Raw genomic sequence first — 12,804 nt, forward strand, 5'->3', positions numbered from 1 at the left:
TTATCTCGCTTCGAGCGAGATCATCAGGTTGGCGAGAAGGGCGGTGCGCGGCGCAACGCTGCTGACGAAGATATGCTCGTTGAACGTATGCGCGCCGGCACCGTCGGCACCGAGCCCGTCGAGCGTCGGCACTCCGAGCGCTGCCGTGAAATTGCCATCCGAGCCGCCGCCCGTCGCCGCTCCTTCGAGCTTGATCGCGAGGCCGCCCGCGATCTCTGCCGCCACATCGAAAAGGCGCCTGCCTTCATCCGACTGAGCGAACGGCGGACGGTTCATCTGACCGTCGATTTCGAAGGTGATATCCGGATCGACCGGCTTCATCGCCTCGATCCTGCCGGTGATCTCCCGGGCGATCGCATCGTCGGGAACACGAACGTCAACCTGCAGACGGCATTCCGCCGGCACCGTGTTGCGGCCGGTGCCGCCCTGGATCGTCCCGACCGTGACGGTAACGCCGCGTTCGGCATCGTTGAGCGCTTCGAGTTCCAGAACAAGCCGTGCGGCCGCGCGGATGGCATTCCGGCCATCCTGTGGCCTTGTGCCGGCGTGAGCGGCACGCCCCCGCACGGTGACATCGTACATGGCGACGCCCTTACGGGCGACGACGATCTTGCCGCCATCGCGGGCGGGCTCGACCACCAGCGTGTAACCCGCATTCTTCGCCGCCTCTTCCATGAAGGAGCGTGACGACAGGCTTCCCATCTCTTCGTCGGGCACGAAAATCAGGTCGATCGGCATCCTGCTCCCGTGCCTGACTGCGAGTTTCATCGCCTCGAGCGCCATCAGCGCGCCGGACTTCATGTCGTAGATACCGGGGCCGTAAAGTTTGTCCCCCTCCTGCCGCAGCTGCAGCTGGTTGTCGATCACGCCGACCGCATGAACGGTGTCGAGATGCGCCAGGATCAAGACCGTCTTTTCGTTGTTGCCGGCCGGTCGCGGCGAACGGATCGCGAGGATATCGCCGAAACCGAGCGTGCCCGTAAGCCGCTCCGTCTCCAGACCGGCCGCCTTGCCGATCGCCTCGACCCGATCTGCCAGTTGATTGACAGCAGCGGCATCAAGCGTCGGCGTCTCGATCTCGACCCAGCGTTTCAGCTCTTCGATAAGCGCGTTGTCGTCAACATCTTTGGCGGAAATGGCAAGTGTCATGGGAATACCTTGGGCGTTATTCAGCGAGCGAAGGGTGATGCCGCAGAAGACGCGGCCCGGCCACTATAGTTGGCCGAGGCAGGATCGCCAGACCCGTTGCCCGGATAACCGCCGCATCCTGAACCAGGTTTCCATGACTGGCCTGAGCTTGACTGGCCTGACCTTGACTGGCCCGACCTTCGCCGCATCGACCGCGCCGGCCGTTCCACCGACGCGCGGCGATGTGACGCGCAAGGCGTGAAAGTCTTCCTTCAGACTGTCAGTGCCGCGAAATGCTGGAGCATGCGAGCGGCATCCGGCTCCCGGCCGGTGAACAGCTGAAATGCGCCGACCGCCTGGAAGACGGCCATGCCGCCCCCGTTCAGCACCTGACAGCCGCGCTGCCTGGCAACGCTCAGCAGCTCGGTTTCGAGCGGGAAATAGACGATCTCCGCCACCCAGTGATGCGGCTTTAGAAGTTCCGGCGGCAGCGGCAGGCCCGGATATTTTGCCATGCCGGTCGGCGTTGCATGGATGATGCCCGAGACGTCCCGCATTGCCGAAACGACATCGGATGACGCTTGAATAGAGGCGTCCGGAAAGAGTGCCGACATTGTTCGAGCAAGCTGCTCGGCCCGATCAGGCTCGCGATCGAACACCGTGAGCGTCTTCAGACCGAGGGACAGGATAGCATAGGCCGTCGCAACGCCTGCGCCACCGGCGCCGATCTGGACCGCCGCGCTCAGATCGGCGCCCGGCAGGCCGCGCCGGAAACTTTCGGCAAACCCCCACCAGTCGGTATTGTGGCCAAGACGCTTGCCGTCCTCGAGCACCACCGTGTTGACGGCGCCGAGCGCCCTCGCCTCGTCGGAGAGTTCGTCGAGATAGGGAATGACCAGCTGCTTGCAGGGGTGCGTGATGTTGAGGCCGATCAGCCCGCGTGCTTCCGCGTCGTCCAGGAGTTCGGGCAGGCTGCTGGGCGTCAGGCCGAGCAGATTGAGATCGATCAGCTCGTATTCGTAGCGAAAGCCTTGCGCTGCGCCTTCCTTCATATGCATGGCCGGCGTCAGCGAGGCTTGGATGCCGGCGCCGATCAGCCCGGCCTTCAAGGGTTTCAACAATGTCTCGGCCATGGGTATACTGCCTCGTTTCGGTGGAAGAGCCGGCCCGTCCGGAGACGGACCGGCGCTGGAATGTTACTTCTTGCGGACGGCGTCCAGTTCCTTGAAGAGCAGCGAAACGGTATCGGCGCCCACGTCGGTGCTGAACTTGTCGATCAGCGGCTTCACCGCATCTCTGATCTTCTGGGTTTCCGCCGGGCTAAGTTCGGTGACCTGCATGCCGGTCTTCTTGATCTCGTCGAGCGCCTTGGCGTCCGCTTCGCGGGAGACCTTGCGCTGGAAGTCACGGGCTTCGGTCGCGGCCGCCTGGAGAATGCCCTTCTCCTCGTCGTTGAGGCCGTCCCAGAACTTCTTGCTGATCAGCACGATCTGCGGGTTGTACTGGTGACGGGTGACCGTCAGGTACTTCTGCACTTCGTAGAACTTGGCGTTGAGGATGTTCGCGAAAGGGTTTTCCTGGCCATCGACCGTGCCGGTTTCAAGCGCGGTGTAGAGTTCCGTGTAGGGCAGCGGCACTGCATTGGCGCCGAGGCTGTTGAACAGTTCGATCGGGATCGGCGACTGCAGCGTGCGGATCTTCAGGCCCTTGATATCTTCGAGCTTGGTGACCGCGCGGCGATTGTTGGTGAGGTTGCGGAAGCCGAGTTCCCAATAGGCGAGACCGACGAGGCCGGTTGCAGGCAGCTTGTCGGAAAGGCTCTTGCCGAAGGCGCCGTCCATCACCTTGTCGGCTTCCTCGCCGCTGTTGAACAGGAACGGTAGGTCGACCGCGCCGAACGCCTTGACGTTGCTGGACAGGATGCCGGCATTCAGCACCAGCATCTCGACCACGCCGCCCTGCAGGGCCGACACGGTCTGTACGTCACCCCCGAGCACGCCTCCCGGAAAGAGCTTGATCTCGATCTTGCCGCCGCTCTTCGCCTTGACGATCTCGGCGAACTTTTCCATGCCGGTGACCTGCGGATGGCCCTTGTTGTTGGCGGCCGCGAATTTCAGCGTATGCGCGCGGACTTCGGCCGAAGCAGTGCCGGCAAACAGCATCACCGGCAAGGCGATCCCGAGCGCCAGTTTCATCATCGTGTTGAACATTCTTTCCTCCACTGATGGCCGGGGTCCCCCACGGCCGGTTGAAATGCATTTGGTTGGCAGAAGATTCCCGGCCTCACCGCCCGAACCAGGCGACCGGCACGGTCACCAGTTGCGGGAAGAGAACGAGAAGGATGAGGACGATCAGCTCGGCGATCAGGAAGGGCATCACGCCCTTCATGAGGTCTTCCATCGACAGCTTGGAGACGCCGCAGATGACGTTGAGCACCGTGCCGACCGGAGGCGTGATCAGGCCGATCGAATTGTTGATGATAAAAAGCACGCCGAAATAGACCGGATCGATGCCCGCCTGCTTGATGATCGGCATCAGCACCGGCGTCATCACCAGAATGGTCGGCGTCATGTCCATGGCCGTGCCGACCACGACGATCAGCGCCATGATCGCCAGCAGCAGCAGCGTCTGGTTGTCCATCAGCGGCTCCAGCAGCGCGACGAGATCGCCAGGTACGTCGGCAACCGTGATCAGCCAGGCGGAAACCGCGGCACAGGCGACCAGGAACATCACGACCGCCGTGATCTTTGCTGCCGCCACGAAGACGTTGAGGAGTTCGGACGGAGCCAGTTCACGATAAACGACCATCGAGACAAAAAGCGAATAGACGGCGGCGACGACGCCCGCTTCGGTCGGTGTGAACACGCCGAATTTCAGTCCGAAGATGATGATGACAGGCAGCATCAGCGCCCAGATACTATCGACGAAGGCCTTGATGCGCACCTCGCGGCTCTGACGCTTTGGCAGTTCGAACTGCTCCTTGCGGGCGACGATCAGCCAGGTGGCGCAGAGTGCGAGCGCGATCAGCAGGCCGGGAACGATGCCGGCGAGGAAGAGCTTGGTGATCGAGACGCCGCCGATGACGCCATAGAGGATGAAGCCGATCGAAGGCGGGATGATCGGGCCGATGACCGAAGCCGACGCCAGCAGGCCGCCGGTGCGGGCCGGGTCGTGGCCGGACTTGATCATCATCGGATAGAGAAGCGCGCCGAGAGCCGCCGCATCCGCCACAGCCGAACCCGAAAGGCTCGACAGCACGCAGGCGGCGAAGATCGCCACGAAACCGAGACCGCCGCGCACATGGCCGACCAGCGCCATGGCAAGATTGACGATGCGCTTCGACAGGCCGCCGGTATTCATCACCTCGCCGGCCAGCAGGAAGAAAGGCACCGCCATCAGCGGAAAGCTGTCGGCGCCGTTCAGCACGTTCTGCGCGACGATCTGGGCGTCGAAGATGTCCATGTACATCATCAGCGCAACGCCGCTGAGGATGAGCGCGAATGCGATCGGCACGCCGAGTGCCATGGGACCGAGAAGGGCGCCGAGGAAAATCGTGAGCGTCATCGGTCTCTCCTCAGGCCTTGGTGATGCCGGCGGTGACCGCGGCTTCCGGATGGTTGTCGAGAGCCACTTCCTCCTCGCTGTCGCGCACCAATTGGGCAGTCGCGATATCGATGCGGCCGGTAGCCACCTGGAAGGCGTCCCAGAGGACGATGAGGAAAGTCGGGATCCCGAAGGCGAGGCCGGCGCCATAGAACCAGCCCATGGAAATGCCGGTGGCAGGCATGGTGGCGGACAGGTTGATCAGCGTCTGTGTCCAGCTTCCGCTGATCATCAGCCAGATGGCGACGAGCATCAGCCCCTGCCCCGTCAGCACCGCGATCCTGGCGGCCGCCGGCGGCAGCCGCTTCAGAAGCGAATCGACTCCGAGGTGTCCATGTTCGCGCATTGCGACGACACCACCGAGGAAAGTCAGCCATATGAAGAAGACGCGCGACACCTCTTCTGAAACGGTGATCCCCTGGTTGAAGGCATAACGTAGTACGACGTTGCCGAAGACCAGCACGACCATGCCCGCCAGAAGCAGGGCGATGACGACCTTCAGTGCAAAGAAATATAAATCGATGATTCGTGTCACTTCCAGTCCTCCCAAGGCGCCCGCCATCGGATGTCGTCAACGGCAGCCGCTGATACGGCTACCTGCTCGATCCTTTGACAAGATAACCTCCACCGGGACCGCCTCCTCAGGGGTCGACCGGCAATTCGGATAAAATGTACGAACTAGTGCGTATGTCAAGCGCCATCTATTGAAAGCCTTGCCCAGACCCATTATGACTTTGGAACAAATACGAAAATTCGATGTGGACAATCGGTTGTCCACAGGGCCTGTTTCTGTGAGCATGGCGGGACGAAACAGTGAAGGCGGATTCGAGGATGGCGGCGAAGCGCGAAAACGGCAGGAAAAACGATCCGCAACGCACCCAGGAAGACATCCTGGATGTGGCGACGGAGGAGTTCACGACCCATGGCCTCGCCGGTGGCCGTGTCGATGCGATCGCGGAGAAGACCCGCACTTCGAAGCGGATGATCTACTATTATTTCGGCAGCAAGGAAGGGCTCTATCTCGCCGTCCTCGAACGCGCCTACCGTAAGATCCGCACGCTGGAAGAGGACCTGCAGCTTTCCAACCTGCCCCCTGAACAGGCGCTGCGGGTGCTGATCTCGTCGACGTTCGAACATGACGAGGCCAATCCGGAATTCGTTCGGCTGGTCAGCATCGAGAACATCCACCACGCCGCCCATATGCTGCGCTCCGAGGCGATCCGCGACCTGAACGTCTCGGTCATCGAGACCATTGCCGCGATCCTTGATCGCGGTGTCGCGGCCGGCATATTTGCCCGCACCGCCGACCCGATCGACATTCACATGCTGATCAGCGCCTTCTGCTTCTTCCGTGTCTCCAACCGCTATACGTTCGGCACGATCTTCCGCCGTGACCTTTCGGAACCAGCGATCATGGAGCGTCACAAGGGCATGATCGCCGACGCGGTGATCAGCTACCTGAAGACTTAGCGAAGCGCCTTGCCGGGGTGGGCGTTGTCGGGGTGGGCGTTGGCAAACGGTTTCAGTTCGGCGCAGCGGTCGGCGATCTCGACAAGTTTCGGGCAGGCCGAAAGATCGACGCTCCATCGCCGCGCATTGTAGACCTGCGGCACGAGACAGATATCCGCCATGCCGGGCCTGTCGCCATGGCAGAATGTGCCGGTCGAGGGGGAAGCGAGCAGCATCTCGAAGGCAGCGAGCCCTTCCCCGATGAACTTCTGCATCCAGGCGAGCCGGGCATCGTCGCCGCCACCGGTGATCGACATGACATGCGCGGCAACATGGGTATTGCAGACCGGGTGGATTTCCATGGCGATGACATAGGAGAGCGCCCTCACCCGCTGCCGCCCGACGGAATCACCCGGCAGGAAGGCGCCGCCGCGCGTCTCGTCGAGATATTCGATCACGGCTAGCGACTGAGCGAAGCTGTGGCCGTCGATTTCCAGCACCGGCACCAGCCCCTGCGGGTTGCGGGCGAGATGCTCCTGCGACCTGTGCTCCCTGGCGAGAATGTCGACCGGAACCGTACGGAATGTTTCAGCCGCCATGTTGAGGGCGATCCTCAGCCGATAGCTCGCCGAGGATCGCCAGTAGTCGTAGAGAACCGTATCGCTCATCCTGCCTTCTCGTATTGCGTCACGGTCTGCTCGATCGCACCGAAGATCGAGTGCCCCTTGTCGTCCTTCATTTCGATTCTGACGGTATCCCCGAAATGCAGGAACGGCGTCTTCGGCACCCCGAGATTGATCGTCTCTATCGTGCGGATCTCGGCGATGCAGGAATAACCGGCGCCGCCATCGGCAACCGGCTTGCCGGGACCGCCGTCGAGCTTGTTGGAGACCGTGCCCGAACCGATGATCGTGCCGGCGACGAGCGGCCGGGTCTTTGCCGCATGGGCGATCAACTGCGGGAAATCGAAGGTCATGTCGATGCCGGCATTGGCCCTACCGAAGGGCTTGCCGTTCAGGTCGACCTTCAGCGGCAGCGAAAGCTTGCCGCCGTCCCAGGCCGAACCCAGCTCATCGGGCGTTACCGCGACCGGAGAAAAAGCGGAGGATGGTTTCGACTGGAAGAAGCCGAACCCCTTGGCCAGTTCGGAAGGGATCAGCCCGCGCAAGGACACGTCGTTGACGAGAAGTACGAGCCGGATCGCCTCGCGTGCCTCATCCACCGAAGCCCCCATCGGCACGTCGCCGAGGATCACGGCGATCTCGCCCTCCATATCGGCGCCCCAGGCTTCGTTTTCGAGCAGGATCGGATCGCGCGGCCCGAGGAAACTGTCGGACCCCCCCTGGTAGATCAGCGGATCGGTCCAGAAGCTCTCCGGCATCTCCGCATTGCGGGCTCGGCGCACCAGTTCGACGTGATTGACGTAGGCCGATCCATCCGCCCACTGGTAGGCGCGCGGCAGCGGCGATGCCGCGTCATGCTCGTGGAAACGGATGGTCGGCTGCGAACCGGTCTCGATACCCTCCGCGACCCGTTCGAGCCGCGGCCCCACATACGCCCAGTCGTCGAGCGCTGCCTGCAGCGTGCGGGCGATATGGCCGACCTCCGAGCATTGGGTCAGGTCCTTCGAGACGACGACCAGTCGGCCGTCGCGAGTGGAATCCTTCAGTGTCGCGAGCTTCATGAATGAGTGTTTCCCGTTTTATCGTTGGTATTGCCCACAGAATGTGTGGAGATCGCGCAAGAAGGCAACCGGAATGTGGCACCGCCTCACTTGATGCCGGGTGTGCCGTCGAACTTTCGCTCCAGCCCGGACCAGCAATCCACGTAACTGTCCTGCAGGGTCTCCAGCTCGGCCGCGAATTTGGTGAGCTGCTGCGGGAAACGGGTCTCGAACATGAAGGCCATCGTATTGTCGAGCTTGACGGGTTTCAGCTCGCCGTTCGAGGCCTTTTCGAAGCCTGTGAAGTCGGGCCCATGCGGCAGCATCATGTTGTGCAGGCTCATGCCGCCCGGTACGAAACCCTCCTCCTTGGCGTCGTAGCGGCCATAGATCAGGCCCATGAACTCGCTCATGATGTTGCGATGATACCAGGGCGGCCGGAACGTATGCTCGGCAACCAGCCAGCGCGGCGGGAAGATCACGAAATCGACGTTGGCGGTTCCCTCCTCGCCGGAGGGCGCGGTCAGCACCGTGAAGATCGATGGATCCGGGTGGTCGAAGAGGATTGCGCCGACCGGCGAGAAAGTGCGCAGGTCGTATTTGTAGGGCGCGTAATTGCCGTGCCAGGCCACCACGTCGAGCGGCGAATGGCCGATCTCGGTCAGATGGAAGGAACCGCACCATTTGACCTGCACGCGGCAGGGCGTCTCCTTGTCCTCGTAGGCCGCCACCGGCGTCTTGAAGTCGCGGGGGTTGGCAAGGCAGTTGGCCCCGATCGGCCCGCGATCCGGCAGCGTGAACTTGGCGCCGTAATTCTCGCAGACATAACCGCGCCAGACCTTTTCCTCGCCGAGCCGGATAACCTTGAGCATCGTTCCGCGCGGGATGACGCAGATTTCCGACGGTTCGAGATCCATCTTGCCGAGCTCGGTGAAGACGCGGATCGACCCGACCTCCGGCACGATCATCATCTCGCCATCGGCATTGAAGAAATAGTCGTCCACCATGTCGGTGTTGAAGGCATAGACATGCGCCGCCATGCCGCTCTGAGAGAGCGCATCGCCCGCCGTCGTCATCGTGCGGATGCCTTCGAGGAAATTCAGCTTTTCCGTCGGCGCCGGCAGCGGGCTCCAGCGGAGCTGGCCGAGCGCCAGCGAATGTTCGGCGATGTGAGGCGCGGTCTTCCACAACGGATAGTCGATCTTCCTGAACCTTCCCGTATGCCGCACGCTCGGGCGGATGCGATAGAGCCAGGACCGCTCGTTGGTGCCGCGCGGTGCGGTGAACGGCGAGCCGGAAAGCTGTTCGGCATAAAGCCCGTAATTGCACTTCTGGGGGCTGTTCTGCCCCTGCGGCAGGGCGCCGGGCAGGCTCTCGGTTTCGAAATCATTGCCGAAACCCGGCATGTAGGCGAGCGTCTCGGCATTCGCCCCGGTAAATTGCGCGGCGTTCGGATCGACCTTGTCCAGCATGGCTTGTTTCCTCCCATGATGACGATATGGTTGCAAATGTAACCATCAATTTTGTAACCATCAACGCCCCATCAATGCCATGCCGACAGATATCTTCCAGCTTGAACAGTTCCTCCCCTACAGGCTCAATCGCGCCGCCGAATTCGTCGGCCTGCGGTTTGCCGCCCATTACAAGGCGAAATACGGCCTGACCCGGCCGGAATGGCGCGCGCTTGCGGCGCTTGGCAGTTCGGGACGCATGACGTCGAAGTCGGTCGGCATTCATTCCAGCATGCACAAGACCAAGGTCAGCCGCGCCGTGTTTGCGCTCGAACAGCGCCGCTGGCTGAAACGCAGCCAGGACGAGGCGGACCGCCGGGTCGAGCATCTGGAACTCACGAGCGCCGGGCATCAGGCCTACCGGGAACTGATCGAACTCGCTCGCCGCTACCAGGCCGAACTGGAGGCGGAAATCGGCGAGAGTGGCATCAAGGCGCTGTCGAGCGGTCTTGCTGCAATCGAGCAGGTGATCCGCCGCTCGGGCAAAGGGAAACTGCCGGAGCCAGACGATCTTCAGCCCTTGGCGGGCTTTTGAATCGGAATCCCACCAAAATCCTTCAATACGTTGAGAACGATCGAGGTTTTGACATGCTGCACGCTCTCGTGCGGCAGCAATACGTCGTTGACGAAGTGCGACAGACCCGCGAGATCCCGCGTCACCACCTTCAGGTGATAATCCATCTCGCCGGTCAGCGAGAAACATTCGAGCACTTCCGGCAGGTCCTCGACGAGGCGCGCGAACCGCTTGGCATTGTCGCGATTGTGCGTGGCGAGCGTCACGGCGATCACCACCAAAAGGTCGAGGCCGAGTTTTTGTCGGTTGAGATGCGCCCGATAGGTCTGGATGAACCCCTCGCCTTCAAGCCGCGCCCGGCGGCGTGAACATTGCGACGGCGAAAGCGCGATCAGCTCCGACAGTTCGTTATTGGTCAGCCGCCCATCGGTCTGCAGGTGGCTCAATATTTTCAGGTCATAGCCGTCAAGCGCGTCCATCATGCATCCAGCTCGTAAATTCCGCACACTTCATGCACGAATCCAGCAGAACCTCGCCAAGATTGCAAGCACAATGCGCCTCGCTTGCATCATCATGTCAGCCAACTCATCAGGAGGAGTTTGCCATGGGTCCTTTCCCGCACGACGCGCCGGTTTCCGAAATCACCAAAGACAATCCGGCCGGAACCGACGGTTTCGAATTCGTCGAATTCGCCCATCCCGAGCCCCAGAAGCTGGAAGAGCTGTTCACCCGCATGGGTTACAGACCGGTGGCGCGGCACAGGACGAAGAACATCACCGTCTGGCGCCAGGGCGACATCAACTACATCCTCAATGCCGAACCGGGCAGCCATGCCATGCGCTTCGTCGGAGAACACGGCCCCTGTGCGCCGGCCATGGCCTGGCGTGTGGTCGATGCCCAACACGCTTTCGATCACGCGGTGGCCAAGGGCGCAACGCCCTATGAAGGCACCGACAAGACGCTCGATGTGCCGGCCATCGTCGGCATCGGCGGTTCGCTTCTCTATTTCATCGAGACCTATGGCGAGAAGGGCTCGGCCTATGACGCGGAGTTCGAATGGCTCGGCGAAAAGAACCCGAAGCCGGAGGGGGTCGGCTTCTATTATCTCGACCACCTGACCCACAACGTCTATCGCGGCAATATGGACAAGTGGTGGGATTTTTACCGCGAACTCTTCAACTTCAAGCAGATCCACTTCTTCAACATCGACGGCCGCATCACCGGCCTGGTGAGCCGGGCGATCACCTCCCCTTGCGGCAAGATCCGCATTCCGCTGAACGAGTCCAAGGACGAGACCAGCCAGATCGAGGAATTCCTGAAGAAGTACAAGGGCGAAGGCATCCAGCATATCGCGGTCGGCACCGACGGCATCTACGAGGCGACCGACAAGCTCGCTGACAACGGGCTGAAATTCATGCCCGGCCCGCCGGATACCTATTACGAAATGTCGGGAACCCGCGTGCACGGCCATGACGAGCCGATCGAGCGGATGAAGAAACACGGCATCCTGATCGACGGCGAAGGCGTGGTCGATGGCGGCATGACCAAGATCCTGCTGCAGATCTTCTCGAAAACCGTGATCGGCCCGATCTTCTTCGAATTCATCCAGCGCAAGGGCGACGAAGGCTTTGGCGAGGGCAATTTCCGCGCCCTGTTCGAATCCATCGAGGAAGACCAGATCCGCCGCGGCGTGCTGAAACCGCAGGAAGCCGCCGAATAACAAGAGCAGCTCCAGCGGGTAGAAAGCCCGGCGGTCGTTCCGCCGGGCTGATCTTTTTAAGGCCGACAAAACCCACAACCGTCATCCTCGGCCTTGTGCCGAGGATCCGCCGTCCCTCGATGAAATCGGACCGTTGCGGATACCCGGGACAGACCGATCATGACGGCGATCCCAATGTGGCGTCGGGTCATTTTAGCCCCCCCGCCGTCTCAGGGCTTGATCTGGAAAACCTCGCCATGGGTGGCAACGTGGAATTCGCCCTCCGGCGTCACCCAGCCGCGGAACATGCCGTCGGTATTGTAGGGCGCGGTGATCGAGCCGTCGGCGCCGACCGCCACCAGCCCTGCCCCGATATCATGCTGCTTCAGGTCCTCATGGATGACCTTGGCGGCCGCCTTCTCGAGGCTCTCGCCGAGATAGGAGACGCGGGCGCCCACTTCGTGGCCGACCGCATAGCGCATGAAATATTCGCCCTTGCCGGTGCCCGAGACGGCGCAGGCGCCGTCGCGCGCATAGGTGCCGGCGCCGATGATCGGCGTGTCGCCGATCCGGCCTTCCGGCTTGTTGTTGTAGCCGCCGGTCGAGGTCGCGGCGGCCAGATGTCCGGCAGCATCAAGCGCCACCGCGCCGACCGTGCCATGTTTTTCCGACTCGCTCGCTTTCGCAGCCGTGCCGGCCGCCGCATGGGCCTTCATCGCCGCCAGCGCCTTGATGCGGCGCTCGGTGGTGAAATAATCCGGCTCGACCATGTCGAGCCCGGCCTCGCGGGCGAACTCGTCGGCGGCGTCCCCGCCGAGCAGGATCGCATCGCCCTTTTCCATGATCTTGCGGGCCGCCTTGATCGGATTACGGATGCGCCGCACCAGCGTCACGGCGCCGGCTTCGAGCGTGCGGCCATCCATGATCGAGGCGTCGAGCTCATGCTTGCCGTTGGTGTTGAGGGCCGCACCGTAACCGGCGTTGAAATGCGGCGAATCTTCCATGACGACCACGGCTGCCTGCACCGCGTCGAGCGCCGCACCGCCTGCCGTCAGAACTTCCCAGCCGGCTTTCAGCGCCCGGCCGAGATCGACGCGGGCAGCCGCCCATTCCTCATCCGTCAGGTCGAGCTTCGCCATGACGCCGCAGCCGCCATGGATCGCCAGCGCAATCTTTCCCATCGGTCCTTCCCCCTCTGAATTTAAGGTCTTTTCAGAAAAAAGGCCGGGCAAGACGC

General features: G+C 62.1%; 14 protein-coding genes. 4 read left to right on the forward strand and 10 right to left on the reverse strand.

Annotated features, from left to right (window positions below; genetic code table 11):
• Positions 1-1,149, reverse strand: coding sequence for a M20 family metallopeptidase (locus tag ACSQ8R_RS10460; protein WP_436253279.1), 1,149 nt, complete (start codon positions 1,147-1,149; stop codon positions 1-3).
• 37 nt (positions 1,150-1,186) lie between these two features.
• On the opposite strand from ACSQ8R_RS10460, the gene ACSQ8R_RS10465 reads away from it, so the two are divergent.
• Positions 1,187-1,390: a hypothetical protein gene (locus tag ACSQ8R_RS10465; RefSeq protein WP_436253280.1), complete on the forward strand. Its 204-nt coding sequence runs from the start codon at positions 1,187-1,189 to the stop codon at positions 1,388-1,390.
• Between the two features lie 10 nt (positions 1,391-1,400).
• Here ACSQ8R_RS10465 and ACSQ8R_RS10470 read toward each other — a convergent pair whose 3' ends face one another.
• The 4 genes from ACSQ8R_RS10470 to ACSQ8R_RS10485 form a co-directional block, all read right to left on the reverse strand.
• Positions 1,401-2,261, reverse strand: coding sequence for a shikimate dehydrogenase (locus ACSQ8R_RS10470; RefSeq protein WP_436253281.1), 861 nt, complete (start codon positions 2,259-2,261; stop codon positions 1,401-1,403).
• A gap of 63 nt (positions 2,262-2,324) precedes the next feature.
• Positions 2,325-3,338 carry a TRAP transporter substrate-binding protein gene (locus ACSQ8R_RS10475; protein WP_436253282.1) on the reverse strand — a complete coding sequence of 338 codons (1,014 nt, stop codon included), beginning with the start codon at positions 3,336-3,338 and terminating at the stop codon, positions 2,325-2,327.
• Between the two features lie 73 nt (positions 3,339-3,411).
• Entirely contained in the window at positions 3,412-4,692 is a 1,281-nt protein-coding gene (locus tag ACSQ8R_RS10480) for a TRAP transporter large permease (protein ID WP_436253283.1), read from the reverse strand.
• A 10-nt stretch (positions 4,693-4,702) separates the two neighbouring features.
• Positions 4,703-5,266, reverse strand: coding sequence for a TRAP transporter small permease (locus ACSQ8R_RS10485; RefSeq protein WP_436253284.1), 564 nt, complete (start codon positions 5,264-5,266; stop codon positions 4,703-4,705).
• A gap of 296 nt (positions 5,267-5,562) precedes the next feature.
• Between ACSQ8R_RS10485 and ACSQ8R_RS10490 the strand changes: the two genes are divergently transcribed.
• On the forward strand, positions 5,563-6,201 hold the full coding sequence (locus tag ACSQ8R_RS10490) for a TetR/AcrR family transcriptional regulator (protein ID WP_436253285.1): 639 nt from the start codon (positions 5,563-5,565) through the stop codon (positions 6,199-6,201).
• On the opposite strand, the gene maiA is transcribed toward ACSQ8R_RS10490, so the two are convergent.
• The 3 genes from maiA to hmgA form a co-directional block, all read right to left on the reverse strand.
• The gene (maiA, locus tag ACSQ8R_RS10495) at positions 6,198-6,848 is read right to left on the reverse strand and encodes a maleylacetoacetate isomerase (RefSeq protein WP_436253286.1); all 651 of its coding nucleotides are present in this window, start codon (positions 6,846-6,848) and stop codon (positions 6,198-6,200) included. The genes ACSQ8R_RS10490 and maiA overlap by 4 nt on opposite strands.
• Positions 6,845-7,864 (reverse strand): fumarylacetoacetate hydrolase family protein, encoded by a 1,020-nt coding sequence (locus tag ACSQ8R_RS10500; RefSeq protein ID WP_436253287.1) that lies wholly within the window; start codon positions 7,862-7,864, stop codon positions 6,845-6,847. Before ACSQ8R_RS10500 ends, maiA begins: the two co-directional genes overlap by 4 nt.
• Before the next feature lie 86 nt (positions 7,865-7,950).
• Positions 7,951-9,315, reverse strand: coding sequence for a homogentisate 1,2-dioxygenase (gene hmgA / locus ACSQ8R_RS10505; protein ID WP_436253288.1), 1,365 nt, complete (start codon positions 9,313-9,315; stop codon positions 7,951-7,953).
• A 79-nt stretch (positions 9,316-9,394) separates the two neighbouring features.
• On the opposite strand from hmgA, the gene ACSQ8R_RS10510 reads away from it, so the two are divergent.
• Complete coding sequence (locus ACSQ8R_RS10510) at positions 9,395-9,889, forward strand: MarR family winged helix-turn-helix transcriptional regulator (RefSeq protein WP_436253289.1); 495 nt, start codon at positions 9,395-9,397, stop codon at positions 9,887-9,889.
• On the opposite strand, the gene ACSQ8R_RS10515 is transcribed toward ACSQ8R_RS10510, so the two are convergent.
• Complete coding sequence (locus tag ACSQ8R_RS10515; RefSeq protein ID WP_436255439.1) at positions 9,868-10,347, reverse strand: Lrp/AsnC family transcriptional regulator; 480 nt, start codon at positions 10,345-10,347, stop codon at positions 9,868-9,870. The two genes, ACSQ8R_RS10510 and ACSQ8R_RS10515, sit on opposite strands and share 22 nt — an antisense overlap.
• A gap of 125 nt (positions 10,348-10,472) precedes the next feature.
• Between ACSQ8R_RS10515 and hppD the strand changes: the two genes are divergently transcribed.
• Positions 10,473-11,588: a 4-hydroxyphenylpyruvate dioxygenase gene (gene hppD / locus ACSQ8R_RS10520; protein WP_436253290.1), complete on the forward strand. Its 1,116-nt coding sequence runs from the start codon at positions 10,473-10,475 to the stop codon at positions 11,586-11,588.
• Positions 11,589-11,797: 209 nt separating this feature from the next.
• On the opposite strand, the gene ACSQ8R_RS10525 is transcribed toward hppD, so the two are convergent.
• The gene (locus ACSQ8R_RS10525) at positions 11,798-12,748 is read right to left on the reverse strand and encodes an isoaspartyl peptidase/L-asparaginase family protein (protein WP_436253291.1); all 951 of its coding nucleotides are present in this window, start codon (positions 12,746-12,748) and stop codon (positions 11,798-11,800) included.
• Positions 12,749-12,804 lie beyond the last annotated feature (56 nt).

Source organism: Neorhizobium sp. LjRoot104, from assembly GCF_964253725.1.
Lineage (GTDB): Bacteria > Pseudomonadota > Alphaproteobacteria > Rhizobiales > Rhizobiaceae > Neorhizobium.

Excerpts from the sequence above, each read along its gene's own strand:
- ACSQ8R_RS10525 (WP_436253291.1), bottom strand. The coding sequence starts at position 12,748 with ATGGGAAAGATTGCGCTGGCGATCCATGGCGGCTGCGGCGTCATGGCG.
- maiA (WP_436253286.1), bottom strand. The coding sequence starts at position 6,848 with ATGAGCGATACGGTTCTCTACGACTACTGGCGATCCTCGGCGAGCTAT.
- ACSQ8R_RS10510 (WP_436253289.1), top strand. The coding sequence starts at position 9,395 with ATGCCGACAGATATCTTCCAGCTTGAACAGTTCCTCCCCTACAGGCTC.
- ACSQ8R_RS10470 (WP_436253281.1), bottom strand. The coding sequence starts at position 2,261 with ATGGCCGAGACATTGTTGAAACCCTTGAAGGCCGGGCTGATCGGCGCC.
- ACSQ8R_RS10515 (WP_436255439.1), bottom strand. The coding sequence starts at position 10,347 with ATGGACGCGCTTGACGGCTATGACCTGAAAATATTGAGCCACCTGCAG.
- hppD (WP_436253290.1), top strand. The coding sequence starts at position 10,473 with ATGGGTCCTTTCCCGCACGACGCGCCGGTTTCCGAAATCACCAAAGAC.
- ACSQ8R_RS10500 (WP_436253287.1), bottom strand. The coding sequence starts at position 7,864 with ATGAAGCTCGCGACACTGAAGGATTCCACTCGCGACGGCCGACTGGTC.
- ACSQ8R_RS10465 (WP_436253280.1), top strand. The coding sequence starts at position 1,187 with ATGCCGCAGAAGACGCGGCCCGGCCACTATAGTTGGCCGAGGCAGGAT.
- ACSQ8R_RS10490 (WP_436253285.1), top strand. The coding sequence starts at position 5,563 with ATGGCGGCGAAGCGCGAAAACGGCAGGAAAAACGATCCGCAACGCACC.
- ACSQ8R_RS10475 (WP_436253282.1), bottom strand. The coding sequence starts at position 3,338 with ATGTTCAACACGATGATGAAACTGGCGCTCGGGATCGCCTTGCCGGTG.
- hmgA (WP_436253288.1), bottom strand. The coding sequence starts at position 9,315 with ATGCTGGACAAGGTCGATCCGAACGCCGCGCAATTTACCGGGGCGAAT.
- ACSQ8R_RS10460 (WP_436253279.1), bottom strand. The coding sequence starts at position 1,149 with ATGACACTTGCCATTTCCGCCAAAGATGTTGACGACAACGCGCTTATC.
- ACSQ8R_RS10480 (WP_436253283.1), bottom strand. The coding sequence starts at position 4,692 with ATGACGCTCACGATTTTCCTCGGCGCCCTTCTCGGTCCCATGGCACTC.